Origin of the sequence: Novosphingobium sp. JCM 18896 (assembly GCF_025938095.1) — a bacterium.
Lineage (GTDB): Bacteria > Pseudomonadota > Alphaproteobacteria > Sphingomonadales > Sphingomonadaceae > Novosphingobium.
This window is the reverse complement of the sequence record NZ_JAPCZF010000012.1, coordinates 49,925-68,631: the sequence shown is the minus strand read 5'-3', so window position 1 is coordinate 68,631 and position 18,707 is coordinate 49,925. Positions and strand designations below refer to the sequence as shown.

Below are 18,707 nucleotides of genomic sequence, written 5' to 3'. Positions count from 1 at the left end.
AGGCGGGGAGCAAAAACTTCCCTTGTGTCACGATCTGTTGGGTCCTGGCACCCATGGCCATCGTCTCGGCCAGGCTCCAGCCCTAGAATACCAGCACAATCGACGGAGAGGATCATGACAGTACCATCTGCCGAGCAAAGCGAACGCGCCGAGTATCGCGTCGGCTCGGTGGCCGCACTCGAACGAGGCGAGACGATCCTCGTCGATGCCGGCGACACCGAAGTCGCTCTGTTCCTCTGCCGCGGCCAAGTGGTCGCGACGCAGGGGCAGTGCCCGCACGCTGGTGGTCCCCTGCATGAGGGTGAGGTCGAGGGAACCGTGCTGACATGTCCTTGGCATGGCTGGTCTTTCGACCTGACGACGGGGGGATGCGAGGAAGACGACTCGATGCACCTTGCGCGCTATCCCGTCCGGATCGACGGGGACGATATCTTCGTCGCGCCATGACTGCGGATCGGCCCCCCCTGACCCTGCATGGCTATCCGGTCAGCAACTATGTGAACGTCGTTCGCGCGGCGCTCATCGAGAAGGGCCTCGAATATACGCTGTCCGTGCGAGGCGCGGCTCAGGACGAGGCGTTCCTTTCGCTGAACCCGATGGGCAAAATTCCTGTTCTCGAGACCGAAGAGGGGGCGCTCGCCGAAACAGTCGCAATTCTGGAATACCTGGACGACCGATATCCCGCGCGGGCCCTTCGACCAACAGGCGCTTTCGCGGCGGCGCGCGCGCGGCAGATCGTTAACCTCGTCCAGGTCTACGTGGAAGTGCCCACGAGAAGCCTTTTTCCCGGCGTGTTCATGGGCGGGGAAAACAGTCCGCCGGTCGTCGTCGCCGCGCGAGCTACGCTTGACCGCGCGAGCGCGGCCCTTGTCCGCCTCGCGAGACCTGCGCCTTTTTTGCTCGGCGAGCATATGACGAATGCAGACCTGTTCGCCTTCTACAGCCTCGACATCAGCGACCGTCTCGGTCGTTTCGTCTGGGGGCGATCGATGATTGCAGAGTGCGGACTTGAAGCTTGGAGCGCCGCGATGCGCGACCGATCGAGCACTAAAGTCGTGCTCGCGGATTTCGAAGCCGATTTCGCACGATATCTCAACGACAAGGGCGCGATCTACCGCGCCCCCGACGATGGACGACTTGCCCATGCGTGACGTCACGCTAGACCAAAAATATACGGCCACGACCGGCACCGTGATGATGAACGGAACGCAGGCGCTTGTGCGTCTGCCGATGTTGCAGCGCGATCGCGATCGGGCCCAGGGCCTCAACACCGCCGGGTTCATCTCCGGCTACCGCGGTTCTCCCCTGGGTACCTATGATCTCGAGCTCTGGCGTGCCAAAGATCATCTCGCTGAAAACGATGTGGTCTTTCAGCCAGGCGTCAATGAGGATCTAGCCGCCACCGCGGTCTGGGGGACGCAGATGCTGGCGACCACGCCGGGCGCCAATCGAGATGGTGTCTTCGCCATCTGGTACGGAAAGGGGCCGGGCGTGGACCGCTCGGGAGACCCCTTCAAGCATGGTAATACGGCCGGAGCGAGCGCCAATGGCGGCGTGTTGGTGGTTGCCGGAGATGACCATTCGGGCAAGTCGTCCACGGTTGCGCATCAGAGTGAAACTGCGCTGATCCATGCGGGCATGCCGATCCTTGCGCCGTCCAATGTCCAGGACGTGATCGACTTTGGCCTGCTTGGCTGGGCGATGTCACGTTACACCGGCCTCTGGACGGGGTTCAAACTTTGTAACGAAGTTCTCGAGCAGACCATGACGGTCTCGCTCGACGCCTCGGACAACGGTCCCGTGACGCCCGATCGGGGGGATGCCCCCCCCAACGGATTTCACAATTATCCGACCCATCTCGACCGGGCCCAATCGGAGATTGTCGTCAAGCGGTACCGTTGGCCTCTCGTCGAGAGATTCGTTCGCGCAAATCGTATTGACCGAGTGTTGATGGATGCGCCCCAGAGGCGGCTGGGCATCGTCTCTTGCGGCAAGGCAGTGCAAGATGCTCGGCAGGCTTTGACGCTTCTGGGCTTGGACAAGGCGGCTGCCGAGGCGCTCGGGGTGTCGTTCTACAAGCTCGGATGTGTCTACCCGGTCGAGCGCGACGGCCTCCGCGAGTTCGCCATGGGTCATGACGAACTCATTTTCATCGAAGAGAAGGAAGGGCTCACCGAGCAGCAAGCCAAGGCCGCTCTTTACGGCCAAACAGGCGCACCGCGCATCGTCGGAAAATTCGACGAGGATGGCGAGTTCATGATTCCCGCCGACGTCCAACTCGAACCCGTTCAACTGGCAGTCGTTATCGCCGAGCGCATGCGACGTCTCGGGATTGATGCCAATGGCGTATTCGAACGCGCGGAACGGCTCGGGAAGCAGCTCCTCGCAGTCGAAGGCATGAAACCTGCGTCCGCAGCGCGTTCACCCTATTTCTGTTCGGGTTGTCCGCATAACAGTTCCACACGCTTTCCCGAGGGCAGCATCGCGGCGGGCGGGATCGGCTGTCACGCCATGGCCATGTATTCGGGGCCAGAGATGCTTCCCAACACGCAGATGGGCGGCGAGGGGGCTCATTGGTACTCTCAAGCCCATTTCAGCGACATGCCCCACATCTTCCAGAACATGGGCGATGGCACATACTACCATTCCGGCCTGCTTGCCGTGCGCGGCGCGGTTGCGGCAGGGGTCAACATTACGTTCAAGGTGCTGTTCAACGACGCCGTCGCGATGACAGGCGGCCAACCCGTGGATGGACCGCTCTCGGTAGGCGACATCTCGCGACAGGTGATGGCGGAAGGCGCCGTACGCTGCGTCGTAGTGACGGACCGACCGGACCTTTATGGCGCCGACAGCGGACTTGCAGATGGTGTCACCGTCCATCATCGCGATGATCTCGATCGCATTCAGCGCGAACTTCGCGAGATCAAGGGTACTAGCGTACTAATCTACGAGCAGACCTGCGCCGCGGAGAAGCGCCGGCGGCGAAAGCGTGGGCGGTTTCCCGACCCGGCAAAGCGGATGTTCATCAATTCGAAGGTCTGCGAGGGCTGCGGAGACTGTTCTGTACAATCGAACTGCGTGAGTGTCTGGCCGCTTGAGACCGAGCTTGGCCGCAAACGCCAGATCGATCAGTCGAATTGCAACAAGGATTACAGCTGCGTGAAGGGCTTCTGCCCGAGCTTCGTGACGGTGCTCGATGCCGAGCCGCGCAAGCCGAAGCCCGCAGCGCTCGCGTCCGAAGCCATGGTCGCTCTGCCTGAGCCCGAGATCGTCGGGATCGAGGGAGAATACAACATCATGGTTTCGGGCATTGGTGGGACGGGTGTCGTGACGATCGGCGCCCTTCTCGCCATGGCAGCGCATCTTGAGGGCAAGGCCTGCTCCGTATTCGATATGACTGGCCTCAGCCAGAAGAACGGAGCCGTCTTCAGTCATGTCCGTATCGCCCGTGATACCGACGCGCTCGGAGCGCAAAAGCTCGGTGTCGGGGATGCGCATCTGGCCTTGGCATTCGATGCCGTAGCAGCGCTGGCGAAGGAACCGGCTATGACCTATGAGCCGCAGCGCACCCGCTGCGTGGTCAACGCCCGGGTCACGCCGACGCCGGCCTTCCAGCGCAATCCGGATCTCAAGCTCGACAAGACGCTTTTGCTCAATCGCCTAGAGGCGAACGCCCTTGAGATGCACAGCGTCGATGCGACGGGAATCGGTCTTGCTCTCCTCGGCGACACGATCGCGGCCAATCTGTTCATGCTTGGCTATGCCAGCCAGCTGGGCCTGCTTCCTGTCGGGCCGGCAGCCATCGAACGCGCGGTCGAGATCAACGCCGTTTCCGTGCCTTTCAACAAGGCGGCGTTCGCGATGGGTCGTCTCCAGGCTGCCGAGCCAGCTCGCGTGGAGGCAGCCCTCGTGCAGGCCAAACCTGAGGTCGAGTTCACGCCTCTTACCAGGCTCGAGGACATCGTTGCGCATCGCGGAGAGCTTCTGACCGCGTATCAGAATCCGGCCTACGCAAAACGGTTTCACAAGCTGGTAGCCGCTGTCGCATCGGCCGAGGCGCGTGCCGTTCCCGGTTCAACCGCCTTGGCGGTCATGGTCGCGCGCAACTTCGCTAAACTCATGGCTTACAAGGACGAGTACGAGGTCGCACGGCTGCATTGCGACCCGACGTTCCTGGCCCAGCTAAAGGGAACTTTTGAGGACGGCGCGCGGGTGCGATACAACCTGGCGCCGCCGCTCTTCTCCAAGCGCGATCCCGAAACCGGCCACCTGCGCAAAAGAGAGTTCGGTCCCTGGGTCCAAACGGCCTTCCGGGTTCTGGCGCGGCTGAAGGGTCTCAGGGGGACTGCTTTCGATCCGTTTGGCCATACCGCGGAGCGGCGAATGGAACGCGGTCTCATCGACCGCTACGAGATGCAGATGCGGATGGTCGCCGAGACCCTGACGAGGGCAAATCACGCCGTCGCGATCGAACTGGCCAGTCTGCCCGCTCAAATTCGCGGTTTCGGTCACGTCAAAGAAGCCAATGTAGCCAAGGTCGAGGCTATCGAGCCTCAGATTCTGGATAAATACAGATCCGCCATGACGGCCGCGCCCGCGCAGTCGGTCGCCTGAATAGGACCCGGATCAATCTTCGAGTAGGAGCACGATGCAGATCAATTCGGAAACGCCCGTGATTGTCACGGGCGGCGCTTCAGGCCTGGGCGGGGCAACCGCGCAGATGCTCGCCGCGGCAGGCGCCAAGGTTGCGATCTTCGACCTCGCGGAGGAGAGCGGTGCCGAGCATGCCAGCGCCATTGGCGGCGCTTTCTTCAAGGTCAATGTCGCAGACGAGGAAAACGTAGCCGAAGCTATCGCGGCAGCCGAGCTCAGGCATGGCAAGGCGAGAATCCTCGTAAATTGCGCTGGTGTCGCACCTGCCGTGCGCACAGTCGGTCGGGACTATGAAGCCCATCCGCTGGCCAGCTACCGCAAGACGATCGAGATCAACTTGATCGGGACCTTCAACGTCCTCTCGCAATTCGCCGCCCGTCTCGCTTCCGCCGAGCCGATAGGCGAAGAGCGCGGAGTTATCGTCAACACGGCCTCGGTAGCTGCCTTCGATGGTCAGATCGGTCAGGCTGCCTATGCTTCTTCCAAAGGCGGGGTAGCGGCGATGACCCTTCCCGTGGCGCGTGATCTTGCACAGCACAAGATCCGCGTGATGACCGTTGCGCCGGGGATTTTCCGGACCGCAATGCTGGCCGGCTTGCCGCAGCCCGCGCAAGATTCTCTGGGAGCCCAGGTCCCGCATCCCAGTCGCTTGGGCGATCCTCGGGAATTTGCCCAGATGATCGGCGCTATCGTGGCAAATCCTATGCTGAACGGCGAGGTCATCCGCCTTGACGGCGCGATCCGGATGGCGCCGCGATGACGAGGCAGCGGCTTCGCCGACGCGCATGCGAGCGCTGCTATCCCGCGGTCCACGACGCCGCCTAGAGTTTTCAGGAGACCGAAAATGCCAGATGCCTTGATCATCGACGCCGTTCGCACCCCGCGCGGGATTGGCAAAGTGGGCAAGGGCGCTCTTGCCCACATGCATCCTCAACACCTGGCAGCGACTGTGCTGAAGGCACTTGCCCAACGTAACGGACTGAAAACGGAAGACGTCGATGACGTCATCTGGTCGACGAATTGGCAGAAGGGTAAGCAGGGCGGTGATCTCGCCCGTATGGCCGCGCTCGATGCAGGCTACGATATCAAAGCGAGCGGCACCACGCTCGACCGCTTCTGCGGAGGTGGCATTACCAGTGTTGCGCTTGCGGCCGCGCAGATCATGTCGGGCATGGAACAGCTCGTTATCGGCGGGGGGACCGAGATGATGTCGCTCACCGGGCAAATGGGCATGGAGGAAATCGCCGCCGGCTTTCCGCCGACCGTCATGGGTTCGCACAACGAGCGGCTGGCCCTTCGCCATCCGCAATCCCATCAGGGGGTGTGCGCCGATGCGATCGCAACGATCGAGGGCTACACGCGCGAAGAGATGGACGCGGTCGGTCTGGAAAGCCAGCGCAAGGCCGCGGCGGCCATAGCCGAGGGCCGCTTCGATCGCAGCCTCATTCCAGTCTATGCGGACGACGGAAGTGTGATCCTGGATCGCGACGAGTTTCCGAGGCCGGAAACGACTGCGGAAGGTCTCGCCGCTCTGCGACCGTCCTTCGCGGCGCTGGCCGACCAAAGCGCCGACGCGACAGGAACCACGTTTCGGCAGATGATCAAGCGCAAGTATCCGGAGCTGGAGATCCAGCACGTTCATCATGCTGGAAATTCGTCCGGCGTGGTCGACGGCGCCGCGGCGGTGCTTCTGGCTTCACCGGACTACACACGGGCAAACGGTCTCACGCCGCGCGCGCGCGTTGTCGCCACGGCCAACATGGGAGACGATCCGACATTGATGCTCAACGCTCCCGTGCCCGCGGCTCGCAAGGCCTTGGCCCTGGCAGGCCTGAAAGTTGACGACATCGATTTGTGGGAAATCAACGAAGCGTTCGCAGTGGTGACCGAAAAGTTCATTCGCGATCTCGAACTCGACAGAGACAAGGTCAATGTCAACGGCGGCTCGATCGCGCTTGGCCATCCGATTGGCGCCACGGGCGCAATCCTTATCGGTACGGTTCTCGATGAGCTTGAGCGGCGCGACCTCAAGCGCGGCTTGGTGACCATGTGCGCCGCCGGCGGGATGGCGCCGGCAATTATCATCGAGAGGGTGTGATGCTTATCCGGCGGGATAGCGAAGCGTGACGTCCTAGTCCCGGTAGCTCGGGGGGCGATTGTCCGAAAAGGCGGCAATTGCCTCGCGGTGGTTGGGCGAGGTCAGCAAGGCGCGCTGCTCGGCAGCCTCGACTGCCAGCATGTCGGACTCCGAGGCGCCCGAAGCACCCAAGTTCAGTAACCGCTTTCCGGCGCGAACCGCATCTGGGCTCATGGAAGCGATCTCTGCCGCAAGATCGCGCGCGGCCGCGACGGGATCATCAGCGAGCCGGGTGGCGAGCCCCAGTTCGTAAGCTTCCTCGCCAGAAACGATCCTGCCGCTGAAAACGAGGTCCCGGATCTGATCTTCGCGCAGCAACCGTCGCAGAAAGACGGTGCCAGCCATGTCAGGCACCAGACCCCAGGCGACCTCGCGGACCGAGACCTTTGCACCGGGCGAGATGATCCTGATGTCGGCGCCCAGCGCAAGTTGCAGACCGCCTCCCAGAGCGTGTCCGTGGATCGCGGCGATCACCGGCATTGGCAACCGCTGCCATTGCAGCACCGACCGCTGGAACAGATTGCCGCCGATGTCGGATTTATCGGCCAGCATCTCGAGGATGTCAGAGCCTTCAGACAGTGCGTTCAGATCGATGCCGACGCAAAAGCTGGGGCCATTGCCCGCAAGGATCACGGCCCGAACGCTCGGTGTTTGGGTAAGCTGAGCGGAACATCCTTCAAGTTCGCGAAACATCGCGAGATCGATTGCGTTGAGCTTGTCCGGCCGGTTGAGCCGCACCTCCGCCACACTTGCTCGTCTGTCGATCACCACACGCATGCACATGTCGGGTTCCTTTCGCATCGGGCATGGTCCGAGTGCGTGACTAGCGTAACGACCTTGTCCAACCAAGTTGCTGGGCGGCAGTCCCGGAAACTGGACAGAAAACGCCGGTTGACGGCTCGGGCCGTCTATTGATCACGAGTGCACAGGACATCAAGAGCCTGCCATCATCGCCCGCAATTATGGCACGATCCGCCAACGATCAGACATGGTTCGCCATGTACCCCTGCGCCGATCGCTACTAGGCATCCGAAGCATATCGGCGCGAGATCGCCGTCCCGCGGCGTGGGGATGCTTCGCCGCAAATAAATGGAGAGGCGTCATGCGCAGCATGCTGATCGACGGAAAGCTGGTCCAGGCGGAGGCAACGATCGGCGTCGTCGATCCCAGCACTGGCGAAGTATTCGAGAATGTCCCCGACGCAGCGGCGCCCGACGTCGACAATGCTGTCGCCGCCGCCCTGCGGGCTTTTCCCGACTGGCGAGATCGTACCCCCGAAGACCGAGAGGCGGTCCTCGCCGCAGTTGCAGACGTGATTCTGGGCAATCTCGATGAACTGTCGGATCTGCTCATCGCGGAGACGGGACGCCCGCGCGGTCTCGCCCAATTTGAACTGGCGCAACTCGCCGTCGGCTACCTCCGGTACTATGGCGCGCTGCGGCTCGCGCCCGAGGTCCTGGCTGATGAGCCGACCAGACGTGTCGAACTGCATCGCAAGCCGCTCGGCGTTGTCGCGGCCATCGTGCCATGGAACGCGCCGGTCTTCATCGCTTGCAACAAGATCGCGCCCGCGCTCGCAGCGGGCAATACCATCGTCGTGAAAACGGCGCCGACGACACCGCTTACCACCTTGCGCTTGGGCGAATTGATCGCCCAAGTCGTGCCGCCGGGCGTGATCAACATCCTGTCTGGCGGGAACGAGGCGGGGGCTGCGCTCGTGGACCATCCCGATGTGGCGAAAGTTACCTTCACCGGCTCGACCGAAACGGGCCGAAAGATAATGGCCGCCTGTGCGCCCTCGTTGAAGCGTGTGACGCTCGAGCTTGGCGGCAATGATGCCGCCATCGTCATGCCGGACGCTGACGTGAAAGCGGTCGCACCGCAGATCTTCGCGTTCTCCTTCTTCAATTCGGGCCAGGTCTGCGCGGTCATCAAGCGTCTCTATGTGCACGACAGTCTGTACGATGCGATGTGCGATGAGTTGGCCGGGCTTGCGAGCGCCAGCAAACTTGCATCCGGACGCGAGGCTGATGCGCAGTTTGGTCCCGTGCAGAATCGTGCCCAGTTTGACAAGGTGCGCGGTTATGTCGAGCAGGCGGGACGCGACGGACGCATCGTGGTCGGCGGCGAAATTGCGGATGGACCAGGCTATTTCGTGCCGCTCACGATCGTTCGGGATGTCAGCGAAGGCCATGCGATTGTCGATGAGGAACCCTTTGGACCGATCCTGCCGGTGATCCGCTACAGCGACCTCGACGACGTCGTTGCGCGGGCCAACGCCTCACCATTCGCACTGGGTGGATCGGTTTGGGGCAGCGATCTCGATGCTGCGACGGCCGTTGCGGCCCGGCTTGAAAGCGGCAGCGTCTGGGTCAATCAGCATTGCGCTCTCGATCCGGGAGTGCCGTTTCCCGCTAACAAACAATCGGGCTTCGGCGTCGAGGGAGGCATCGAGGGCATCTACCCCTATCTTGCCTTGCAGACGCTCAATATCGCCAAGAACCCGTCCTGATCTCCTTGTTGAGGGAAGAAAATCCATGAAGCTCCTGCGCTGGGCGCTGGCGGGCGCATCGGTCTACGCCGTCTATCGCTATTCGATTGGCCGCAAACGCCCAGGACAACCTGTCTTCGTGAAACCGCTTGCAGAAGCGCAGGGAGCCCCCCGCACGCCCGAAGCGGCAGAGTGAAATGGCGGGCGAACCTATCGAGATCGTGATAGCCGGCCCTGCGGCTGCGCAACCATTTCTCGCGCGTCTGCGCGAGACGATTGCGCGCCCCGACAGAACGATACATTTCCTGGTCGGGACCGAGGCGGTTGGTCAGTTCGATCGTTGGCAATACGTCCAGTTGTTGATTCCCTTCGCCCTGCCGTTCACGGCGGCAGACATGGACCTTGCCCCCAGCCTGAAGGCGATCGTCGTTCCGTCTCTCGGCTACGAGGGCATAGACGTCGATGCCGCAAGGGCGAGGGGAATTGTCGTGGCGAACGGGGCAGTTCAGGAGAATTTTGAAAGCGTGGCGGAAGCGGCGATCATGCTGATCCTCATGTGCCTCTATGACATTCGGCAGACCGAGCAGCGCCTGCGGGATGGTGTTTCGCGCCAGGGGCCTGCTCAGGCCCGCATGCTGCGTGGCAAGACGGTTGGTCTGATCGGCTTTGGGAACATCGCGCGCGCGGTCGCGGTCCGCCTCGCGGCTTGGCAAGTGCGCCTCATCGCATACTCGCGTTCGACGCTCGCACCTGACACGATCGGCGTCGAGCAGGTCGATCTGGAAACCCTGATATCGCAAAGCGACATTGTCCTGCCGCTTGTTCCCCTGACGCGCGACACGCAAGATATGCTGTCGCGGGAAGTGCTCTCGAGGCTCAAGAGCGGGGCGGTGCTAGTCAACCTATCGCGCGGCGGCGTGATCGACGAGGAGGCTCTCGCCGATCCCGCGATATACGGAAGGCTGGGCGGCCTTGCTCTCGACGTCTTCACGCAGGAACCGCTCGCGCTCGACAGTCCATTGCGTCAGGTTCCCGGCGCGATCCTGACTCCCCACGAAATATCGCATACCAAGGAGAACTTCGGGGCGTTGTTCGAACTAGCCGTTCGCAATGTGGAAGCGGTGCTGCGCGGCGCAACGCCCGAAACTGCCCTGAACTAGACTTTCTCCGATCTGCCGTATCATTCAACTTGTCGGAACTCGTGTTGCAACCAGGCGGGTGGGACAGGCGTTTTATTTTTGTGAGCTTCGATATCTTATGTTCGGTGAAGATCGCTCCATTCAAGTGCGATGCGAAAATCAAACATCGGCCTCTTAATCGTACTGGCTGGCGGCGTTCAGTAAGTCATTCCCGAACAATCTTGACCATTGTTCCGAAGTCAGAGTCATCCGGCGCTTGAGATAGGATCCTGGAATACTGCCTTGCGCCAAGGCGCGGACCACGGCGGGCCGCTCGCCGATGAATTCCGACCAGCGGCGTGTTGAGGGGAATTCGTCGAAGCTGAGATCGATATTGCCGATGTTCTGTACCCACGGCCAGCAGGCCATATCGGCAATGGAATAGTCGCCGGCAACAAATCGGGAATCTCGCAGCTGACGATCCAGGACATGCAGCAGGCGCCGCGCTTCACGGCGATAGCGGTCGACCGGATAGTCCTGCCCTTCGGGCGCATAGCGCACAAAATGATAAGCTTGGCCAAGCATGGGGCCGAGGCCGGCAACCTGCCACACGAGCCACTGAGTGATGGTGCTGCGTGAACGCGGATCGGATGAAGCGAAGAGGCCGGTTTTTTCGGCGAGATACAGAAGAATCGCTCCGGTCTCGAAGACCGAAAAAGGCGGTCCCCCACCAATCGGGTCAAGGTCGACGATCGCGGGGAGCTTGTGATTGGGATTGATGGCCTTGAAGCTGGGCGCAAGATGGTCGCCGCTGAACAGTTCGTAAGTCACCGCGCGGTATTCCAGCTCCATCTCCTCAAGCGCGATGGCGATTTTCAAGCCATTCGAAGTCGCGACGTAGTGGAGGTCGATCATGACGCGTTCCGATGATGCGTGATGATATCCTGTAGGGCCTCGTCGAGCGTGAACCGGTGCTGAAATCCGGATTCGGCTACGAAGCGGCTGCAGTCGATGTCCGGGGTATCGAGATCAAATTGTGGTCCCGCCGGTACGGCCGGCAACGCCTCGGACCCGGTCAGTACGAGCACGCGGCTCACCCACTCATCCTCGGTAAGGTTGTCCTGTCCGCCGATGTTGTACACGGGCGAGGGGAGCGGCGGACCCAGCAGGGCATGGACGAATGCGCCACCAGCGTCTTCGGCATAGATCGGGCGAATCTTCGTGCCCTCCTTGAATATTCGTCGCCATTCGCTGGGCTTGTCAGTTGCGCAGGCGCGGATGAACTCGTTGAAGATTCCCGCGCCTCCGTCCTGCTTGTCTTTCCCGAAAGAGATCTGTGGCCGCAGGCCTGTCGCGTTCACGCCGTACAGGCGGCCATACTGCTTCGCGGTGCCCTCGTTCATGATCTTGGTCGCACCATAGAGGTGCATGGCCAGGTAGGGAGCGTCCTCGTCGACTGGCCCCTGGTAATGCGAGCCAAGGCCATAAAGTGCGACGCTACTCGCGTAGACCAGGCGCTCCATCGCGAATATGCGCGCAGCCTCGAGGAGATTGGCCAAGCCCATCACATTGACCTCTAGCGTCTCGTAAGGCGCGTTGTAGGCACGGGTCGAGACCAATCCCGACAGGTGAAGCACGCGTGTGACCTTTTGGGCTTCGCACAGTGAGAAGACTTTCCGGAGATCGGTGACATCGAGTTGCGCCCAGGCCACGTCGAGGTTGCCGAGATCGGGGCGGACCAAGTCGCCCGCAATCACCGTCTCGCCGCGCTCTATCAGCAGACGCGTGGCTACCCTGCCCAAGAGCCCAGCAGCGCCAGTGACCAAAATCGTCATGCCAAGCATCCTTCCACATCGCGGTTTTCACGGGGCGAGCCCGGCGTTGAGGGCAAAATTCCTCATTGGCGGCCATTAGTCAACATTATAGTTGACAGAAAACTGGTGCGATAATATCTCGTTGAAACAACGACGAATCATGTAAAAACACGACATTCAATCGATATATGGCAGCATGCGACGAATCAATTCCGTTGCGTGCTGGCTTCGTGCGTGTGTTACGTGTGAATTCTGAGTAAATATTCAGAAAATCGTCGAGAAGTATATAATTTCTATTTTGACGGGAGGTTTGGGGCAGTGGCGATTAGCGGAATATTGATCACGGCGGCGGTCGCAGCGCAGGCGATCGCGGGAGAGGGCGGGGCAGAGCAGGTTGCGACGCCGCCTGCTGCGCAAGCCGAAAGCAGTCCGCCGACCGAGAGCGGATCTGGCCTTCAGGAAATCATTGTGACGGCGCAGAAGCGCCGTCAGTCGATCAACGATGTAGGTTTATCGATTACTGCGGTCGATGGTGCTGCCCTCTCTCGCCGCCAAATAACGACGGTCTATGACCTGGTTCAGGTAGTGCCCGGCCTGTCTATCGCAAATTCCGGCAACGCTGCCACACCGGTCTACACCCTGCGCGGAATTGGCTTCAACTCTTCGAACCTCAATTCGCTGCCTACGGTCAGCGTCTACACCAATGAGATCGCGTTGCCCTATCCCGTCATGACGCAGGGTGTCGAACTCGATCTGGAACGCATCGAGGTGCTCAAAGGCCCGCAAGGCACCTTGTTCGGGCAGAGCACGACGGCTGGCGCTATCAACTATATCGCAGCATCACCGACCGACACGCTCGCTGGTGGCGTCGGCGCAACGTTTGGGCGCTTCAATCAATGGAACGTCAATGGCTTCCTGAGCGGTCCCCTGGGCGATACGGTGAAGCTTCGGATTGCCGCGTCGCACTTCGGTGGTGGCGACTGGCAGAAAAGCTACACGCGCAACGATAGCCGGGGCGAGCGCGACAAGACCGAGGCGCGCGCCACACTGGAATGGCAGCCGGCCGACGCGCTGACCGCGAAAATCATGGTGAGCTACTGGCGCGACAGAAGCGACACCCAGGCGCTTCAATTCGTACGATACGATCCGCTTCAGCCACCTGGGCTTCCTGGGCCGGCCGCCTATCCGACGTCACCATCCCGGCCGCGCGCTGCCGATTGGGACGCAAACAAGGAATTCAAGTTCGATCAGGAGTTCGTGCAGCCATCGCTAAGGATCGACTGGGCGCTGTCTGATGTGCTGACGCTCACCTCTATTAGTGCCTATTCCCATTTTCGCACTCAGTCGCGGTTCGATGGCGATGGTACGAGTTTCGAGATCCAGGATGTCGTTCAGTTCGGCAAAATCGAGGATTTCAATCAGGAGATCCGGCTGGGTATCAAATCCGGCGGGCTGACCGGCGTCATCGGCGGTAGCTACGAAAACAGCCGCATCCGCGAGACGCTCTTTCAAAAGTTCTTTTATCTCTCAAACGTGCAGAATATCGGCGGTTCGGGCATCTCGCTGATCGACAGTACGATTTTCTCGCGCTCCCGCACAGACGCCAAGGCGGTATTCGCAAACGTCGACTACAAGGTCGACGACCAGTTCTCATTCGTTCTGGGCGGCCGCTACACGCGCACCTCGATCGACTTTCGCGGTTGCGCTCTCGATAGTGGCACTACCCTGCCTAACACGCCGGCGCCTGGCGTGACGGCGGATGCAAGGCAGTTTTTCAATGGTCTCTACGGCATTCTGACCGGCAACGTGGGGGCAAATCCGATCCAGCCCGGTGGCTGCATCACGCTCGACAACATCTCCCGCGGCGGCAATCCGCCGACCTTCCTGCCAACCGAAAGTCCATCAAACCTGACCGAGGACAATTTCTCGTGGAATGCCACGGTCAATTTCAAGCCCAGCCGCAACGCCCTTCTCTACGCGCGTGTCGCGCAGGGCTACAAGGCGGGCAGCTTTCCCACTATCGCGGCATCCACATCGATGCAATTCCGTCCTGCGAAACAAGAGGGCCTGCGCGCTTACGAAGCCGGTTTCAAGCTGACCTTGGCCGACCGCACGGTCCAATTCGATGGCGCGGCGTTCTACTACGATTACAAAGACAAGCAGCTCAGCAACTTCATACCCGATGCCGTGTTCGGTCCGCTCATTGCGATCGTCAACATCCCGAAATCGCGTGTGGCGGGCGGTGAAGCGTCGATCAGCTGGACTCCCGTCCGCGGACTTACGCTGAGCGGCTCAGCCACCTATGTCGACACGAAGATCCGCAGCTTCACCGGTTTCGACCAGCGGGGCAACGTCACCAATTTTCAGGGGGCGCCCTTCAATTTCGCCCCGAAGTGGTCTGGCACGGCAGATGCGAACTACCGTTTTGCGTTGAATCCGCAGCTGACGGCTACTGCAGGTGGCGGCCTGTCGTTCCACAGCAAGACGACCGGCATCATCGGGACGTCCGACCCGGCCTATGACATCGCCTCCTACACCCTCGTCGACGTGCAGGTCGGACTCGAGGGCGCGTCAGGCTGGAGCCTGCAATTGTGGGGCAAGAACATCACCAACAAATACTACTGGACCAATGTGAACCGCATTGGCGACAATATTGCGCGCGCGGCCGGTTACGGAGCGACCTACGGGGCCACCGCCGGCTATCGCTTCTGAAATCTACGACCAATGTCTCCCTGCGGCACTGCTTCCGGAGGGGCCGAAAGGAGTGCCTGTCAGATGCAAAGTGAAATCGACTATCAAGTGATCGCAGATGGTCTGGGGTTTCCCGAAGGACCGGTCGTCATGGCCGATGGCTCTATCATCGTCGTGGAACTAGCAGCCGGCCGCGTCACGCGGTGTTGGGGCGATGGACGAAAGGAAACTGTTGCCGAGCCGGGCGGTGGCCCGAATGGCGCGGCGATCGGTCCCGACGGCGCGCTGTGGGTTTGCAATAACGGCGGAGTCGATCTCAGCACGCTGCAGAGCGGGCGCGGGCCGGGACACGAAGGCCGGATCGAAAGGATCGATCTCGGCACGGGCAAGGTCGAACGTGTGTACGAGCGATGGGACAAGTTCCCGCTTTCGGGACCCAACGACATTGTCTTCGACAAGGATGGCAATTTCTGGTTCACCGACCTCGCAAAGACCTACGACAACGTCCATGAAATGGGTGGACTATTTTATGCGCGTGTCGACGGGAGTGCGATCAAGGCCGTGCACCACGGCATCGTATCCTATAACGGCGTAGCACTGTCTCCCGACCAGAAGACGCTCTATGTCGCCGACACCTATACCGCGCGCTTGCTGGCTTTTGATCCCGATCCCGATGCCCACCCCGATACCCGTCGGCTCATCGGAACCGTGCCTGGTCTGGTCTCTGTCGACAGCATGGCCGTGACTGCGGCCGGAAACATTTGCCTGGCAACGCTTCATCACGGCGCGATCACCACGTTCACGCCCGAAGGTGCTCTGAGCTCGATCCCCTTTCCGGACGAATACACGACCAACATTGCATTTGGCGGCGATGATATGCGCACCGCCTACATCACCTTGTCGACGGCCGGGCAACTTGTTCGGGCAAGCTGGGCGGAACCTGGGCTCAAGCTCAATTTCAACGCCTGACCAGCGTAGCGCCGGCTTGCGAGCTGGCGCGATCTGGCCTCAGACTTGGGCGTTCTTCGCGTAGGGCTCTTTTCCGCGTTCGACGATTGAGCAAGCTGCTCGTTCTGCATGTGCAGAAGCCGGCGACCATTCCCGCGCCCCTGTCGCCGATCGGACCAGTTGTACCGGACGATCCGGCAATCGCCCGCCCGTGCCGGGCGCCGCGGGGTCGTCGGCAACGCCCCTCATTTTCACCGTCTGTCGAGTGAGAAGGCAGCGAGCTTTCCGAGCCAAAAGCTTGGGGCACGACAAAGCTTGGCTTCGGCTTCAACATATGTGTTGACAGGCTAGGGCAGGTCGCTAGAAGAGAGAATAGATAGTCGAATCTTGTGGGTTCTGCTGTGGCTGGGCTGCGATGAATATGTCTTCGCGCACCTTTTAGAATTCATCAAATATATACAATCGAATTGTCTTAGGGAGATGTCGATGAGGGCTGTGCTTTTTGCCGGATGTGCTTTGTTCGCCGTTGCCAACACGCCGGTGTTTGCGCAAAGTAATGCTGCGGGGGCTCCGAGTGAAGAAAACTCGTCGCAAGGGGCGGGTGCCCAACAGCATGGACCAGTACTCGACGACATCGTCGTTACTGCGCGTAAGAAGGCTCAGGCGGAGCGAGCTCAGGACGTTCCAATTGCGATGTCGGCTATTTCCGGTGATGCGCTTGAGCAGCGGCAATTGAAGAGCCTGACAAGTCTCACTTCATCTGTCCCGAACGTGAGTCTCGACGATGTCGGCACCATCAAGGGATCGGCGGTCTTTTCGATCCGCGGACTGGGGCTCAACAGCTCGATCCCGACACTGGAACCGACGACGGGCGTATTTTACGACGGGATCTACATGGGCACCAGTCAAGGTATCCTGATTGATCTCTTCGACCTGGACGGGATCGAAATCCTTCGCGGTCCGCAAGGCACGCTGTTCGGCAAGAACGTGACTGGCGGCGCCGTCGTCATCCGCAGTCGGGCGCCCAGCGACGAGCTCGAAATGCGCGGCCGCGTCTCCGTCGAGACCGGGCCGGAGTACAAAGCGGCGTTCAGCGTTTCCGGCCCGCTTGCTCAGAACCTCAGTGCCAGGCTTTCCGTCCTGTACGACAAGGACGAGGGTTGGTTTCACAACGATTTCGACAACCGAAGCTGGGGCAAGAATGAGACGTTCGTCATTCGTCCCTCGATCAAATACGACAATGGAAGCTTCAATACACTCATACGCTATGAGCACGGCAATACTCATGGTGATGCCACTCCGTTCCAGAATTTTGCGTTCAATGATCGAACCGGCTTCCGTTTCTCGAACAACTATGGTCGCGAAGGGAACGGCGGGAACAAGTTACGATGGAACCAGGCGACTTGGGAGACCAACGTTGATGTAGGTCTCGGGGAAGGCGTCATCACGAACATTGCCGGTTACCGGAACATGTTCAATGACGTCGGTGCCGACACCGATGGAACGTCATTTAGCGGTTTGCACACCCGTTACAAGGAGCATTTCGAGCAGTTCAGCAACGAGCTGCGTTATGCCGGCAGATTTTTCGATGCGCTCGATCTGACGGTAGGGGCCTACTATTTCCACAGCAACCTGCGATACTATGAAGAGCGGCGTCTTGCGACCGTGGGGTTCCAACCGCGCGGGTTCGGCGGACGACAGAAGCAGGACACCTGGGCCATATTCGCGCAGGGTGATTACGGGCTTACCGATGCGCTGCTCCTCACCGTTGGCGCAAGGTACTCGAGCGACAAGAAGACTGCCGACATCGCGCTCTTCAACGCCGTCACCCCGCTTTGCAACTACGATACCGAGGTCTGCACGTACGATCGGGCCGGTCAGCGCGGCACCTGGAACAGCTTTACGCCCAAGGTCGGGCTCCAATACAAGATTTCGAACGATGCGCAGGTCTATGCCTCGGCGACGCGCGCATGGCGTGCCGGCGGCTTCAACGTTCGGGTCACCAGCCCACTGCAGAATCTGCGTTTCGATCAGGAGCGGACGACGGCCTTCGAGATTGGCGGCAAGGCCGACCTGTTCGATCGCCGCGTTCGGACGAATCTCGCGGTCTTTTACAACCTGGTCGACAACCTGATCCGTGACGTGAACCTGCCTACAGGAACGGGAGCGGTCGTGCAGGACTCCCGCAACACCGCGGACATCTCGATCTGGGGCGTGGAGTTTGAAACCCAGTTCCAGGTGACCGACCAACTCAGGTTGTCGGCCTTCCTCGGTCACCAGCAGGCCAAGTACAAGAAGATCCGTTACAGCCTCATCGATTTGGCTGGTGAGGCGCCAGGAACGATCAATGCGGCCGACTACGCGCTGAAGGTGCCGCGTCTGGTGCCATGGTCGTTCGGCTTCGGGGCGGATTTCAACCAGCCTGTTGGCGATGAGGCCGAGATCACGGCGAAGGTCAATTACAGCCGAAAGACGCGGCAATTCGCGAGCGATAACAATACCCAGTTCCTGTTGCCCCTCGATACGCTCGATGCAAGCCTTGGGCTCTCGCTGATGGATAAGAAGCTGACCTTCAGCGTATACGGTCGCAACATTCTAAACAGCGCGTTCCAAGGCTTCGTGGTGGCGCTGCCGTCCGCGGTCCTTCCGCCTCTTCCTGCCGGTGCCACCGGGGTCCTGGGGGCCATGAATGAAGGGCGCAGCATCGGGGTCGAGGCAAGCTTCAAATTTTGACACCACCCCACTGAAGGGAGCGCACTGCCATGCGGTGCGCTCCCTTTTTTTGGTACTGACGGGACGGGCTGCCGTCTTACGGGCCTGCTGGGAGGCTGTTTCACGCTGGAGCGACGTCGCCC

The 18,707-nt window shown here is 60.7% G+C and carries 14 protein-coding genes; 11 read left to right on the top strand and 3 right to left on the bottom strand.

All coding sequences use genetic code 11. From position 1 onward, the window contains the following. Window positions 1-114: 114 nt before the first annotated feature. The 5 genes from OLX23_RS24670 to OLX23_RS24650 all read left to right on the top strand — a co-directional run bounded on the left by OLX23_RS24670 (window position 115) and on the right by OLX23_RS24650 (window position 6,751). Window positions 115-447 (top strand): Rieske (2Fe-2S) protein, encoded by a 333-nt coding sequence (locus tag OLX23_RS24670; RefSeq protein ID WP_264448009.1) that lies wholly within the window; start codon window positions 115-117, stop codon window positions 445-447. Next, window positions 444-1,151 carry a glutathione S-transferase family protein gene (locus OLX23_RS24665; RefSeq protein WP_264448008.1) on the top strand — a complete coding sequence of 236 codons (708 nt, stop codon included), beginning with the start codon at window positions 444-446 and terminating at the stop codon, window positions 1,149-1,151. Before OLX23_RS24670 ends, OLX23_RS24665 begins: the two co-directional genes overlap by 4 nt. After that, entirely contained in the window at window positions 1,144-4,614 is a 3,471-nt protein-coding gene (locus OLX23_RS24660) for an indolepyruvate ferredoxin oxidoreductase family protein (protein ID WP_264448007.1), read from the top strand. The genes OLX23_RS24665 and OLX23_RS24660 overlap by 8 nt, the downstream gene beginning before the upstream one ends. 34 nt (window positions 4,615-4,648) lie before the next feature. Then, complete coding sequence (locus OLX23_RS24655; RefSeq protein WP_264448006.1) at window positions 4,649-5,413, top strand: SDR family NAD(P)-dependent oxidoreductase; 765 nt, start codon at window positions 4,649-4,651, stop codon at window positions 5,411-5,413. Between the two features lie 84 nt (window positions 5,414-5,497). Further along, on the top strand, window positions 5,498-6,751 hold the full coding sequence (locus OLX23_RS24650; RefSeq protein ID WP_264448005.1) for an acetyl-CoA C-acetyltransferase: 1,254 nt from the start codon (window positions 5,498-5,500) through the stop codon (window positions 6,749-6,751). A gap of 33 nt (window positions 6,752-6,784) precedes the next feature. On the opposite strand, the gene OLX23_RS24645 is transcribed toward OLX23_RS24650, so the two are convergent. After that, on the bottom strand, window positions 6,785-7,567 hold the full coding sequence (locus OLX23_RS24645; RefSeq protein WP_264448004.1) for a crotonase/enoyl-CoA hydratase family protein: 783 nt from the start codon (window positions 7,565-7,567) through the stop codon (window positions 6,785-6,787). Window positions 7,568-7,892: 325 nt separating this feature from the next. On the opposite strand from OLX23_RS24645, the gene OLX23_RS24640 reads away from it, so the two are divergent. The 3 genes from OLX23_RS24640 to OLX23_RS24630 are packed head-to-tail and all read left to right on the top strand — an operon-like array spanning window position 7,893 to window position 10,441. After that, window positions 7,893-9,302, top strand: a complete 1,410-nt coding sequence (locus tag OLX23_RS24640; protein ID WP_264448003.1) for an aldehyde dehydrogenase family protein — start codon at window positions 7,893-7,895, stop codon at window positions 9,300-9,302. Window positions 9,303-9,327: 25 nt separating this feature from the next. Then, the gene (locus OLX23_RS24635; protein ID WP_264448002.1) at window positions 9,328-9,477 is read left to right on the top strand and encodes a hypothetical protein; all 150 of its coding nucleotides are present in this window, start codon (window positions 9,328-9,330) and stop codon (window positions 9,475-9,477) included. A 1-nt stretch (window position 9,478) separates the two neighbouring features. Next, window positions 9,479-10,441, top strand: coding sequence for an NAD(P)-dependent oxidoreductase (locus OLX23_RS24630; RefSeq protein ID WP_264448001.1), 963 nt, complete (start codon window positions 9,479-9,481; stop codon window positions 10,439-10,441). Window positions 10,442-10,594: 153 nt separating this feature from the next. On the opposite strand, the gene OLX23_RS24625 is transcribed toward OLX23_RS24630, so the two are convergent. After that, complete coding sequence (locus tag OLX23_RS24625; RefSeq protein WP_264448000.1) at window positions 10,595-11,314, bottom strand: glutathione S-transferase C-terminal domain-containing protein; 720 nt, start codon at window positions 11,312-11,314, stop codon at window positions 10,595-10,597. After that, window positions 11,311-12,234, bottom strand: coding sequence for an NAD-dependent epimerase/dehydratase family protein (locus tag OLX23_RS24620; RefSeq protein ID WP_264447999.1), 924 nt, complete (start codon window positions 12,232-12,234; stop codon window positions 11,311-11,313). Before OLX23_RS24620 ends, OLX23_RS24625 begins: the two co-directional genes overlap by 4 nt. A 297-nt stretch (window positions 12,235-12,531) precedes the next feature. On the opposite strand from OLX23_RS24620, the gene OLX23_RS24615 reads away from it, so the two are divergent. From OLX23_RS24615 to OLX23_RS24605, 3 genes are all read left to right on the top strand, one after another. Beyond that, window positions 12,532-14,925 carry a TonB-dependent receptor gene (locus OLX23_RS24615; protein ID WP_264447998.1) on the top strand — a complete coding sequence of 798 codons (2,394 nt, stop codon included), beginning with the start codon at window positions 12,532-12,534 and terminating at the stop codon, window positions 14,923-14,925. Between the two features lie 63 nt (window positions 14,926-14,988). Next, the gene (locus tag OLX23_RS24610; protein ID WP_264447997.1) at window positions 14,989-15,873 is read left to right on the top strand and encodes an SMP-30/gluconolactonase/LRE family protein; all 885 of its coding nucleotides are present in this window, start codon (window positions 14,989-14,991) and stop codon (window positions 15,871-15,873) included. A gap of 465 nt (window positions 15,874-16,338) precedes the next feature. Next, a complete protein-coding gene (locus tag OLX23_RS24605) occupies window positions 16,339-18,585 on the top strand; it encodes a TonB-dependent receptor (RefSeq protein WP_264447995.1) in 2,247 nt (748 codons plus the stop codon). The last annotated feature ends 122 nt before the right edge of the window (window positions 18,586-18,707 follow it).

What these genes read in the sequence shown, in the direction of transcription:
- OLX23_RS24670 (WP_264448009.1), top strand. Translation starts at nt 115, where the DNA reads ATGACAGTACCATCTGCCGAGCAAAGCGAACGCGCCGAGTATCGCGTC.
- OLX23_RS24665 (WP_264448008.1), top strand. Translation starts at nt 444, where the DNA reads ATGACTGCGGATCGGCCCCCCCTGACCCTGCATGGCTATCCGGTCAGC.
- OLX23_RS24660 (WP_264448007.1), top strand. Translation starts at nt 1,144, where the DNA reads ATGCGTGACGTCACGCTAGACCAAAAATATACGGCCACGACCGGCACC.
- OLX23_RS24655 (WP_264448006.1), top strand. Translation starts at nt 4,649, where the DNA reads ATGCAGATCAATTCGGAAACGCCCGTGATTGTCACGGGCGGCGCTTCA.
- OLX23_RS24650 (WP_264448005.1), top strand. Translation starts at nt 5,498, where the DNA reads ATGCCAGATGCCTTGATCATCGACGCCGTTCGCACCCCGCGCGGGATT.
- OLX23_RS24645 (WP_264448004.1), bottom strand. Translation starts at nt 7,567, where the DNA reads ATGCGTGTGGTGATCGACAGACGAGCAAGTGTGGCGGAGGTGCGGCTC.
- OLX23_RS24640 (WP_264448003.1), top strand. Translation starts at nt 7,893, where the DNA reads ATGCGCAGCATGCTGATCGACGGAAAGCTGGTCCAGGCGGAGGCAACG.
- OLX23_RS24635 (WP_264448002.1), top strand. Translation starts at nt 9,328, where the DNA reads ATGAAGCTCCTGCGCTGGGCGCTGGCGGGCGCATCGGTCTACGCCGTC.
- OLX23_RS24630 (WP_264448001.1), top strand. Translation starts at nt 9,479, where the DNA reads ATGGCGGGCGAACCTATCGAGATCGTGATAGCCGGCCCTGCGGCTGCG.
- OLX23_RS24625 (WP_264448000.1), bottom strand. Translation starts at nt 11,314, where the DNA reads ATGATCGACCTCCACTACGTCGCGACTTCGAATGGCTTGAAAATCGCC.
- OLX23_RS24620 (WP_264447999.1), bottom strand. Translation starts at nt 12,234, where the DNA reads ATGACGATTTTGGTCACTGGCGCTGCTGGGCTCTTGGGCAGGGTAGCC.
- OLX23_RS24610 (WP_264447997.1), top strand. Translation starts at nt 14,989, where the DNA reads ATGCAAAGTGAAATCGACTATCAAGTGATCGCAGATGGTCTGGGGTTT.
- OLX23_RS24605 (WP_264447995.1), top strand. Translation starts at nt 16,339, where the DNA reads ATGAGGGCTGTGCTTTTTGCCGGATGTGCTTTGTTCGCCGTTGCCAAC.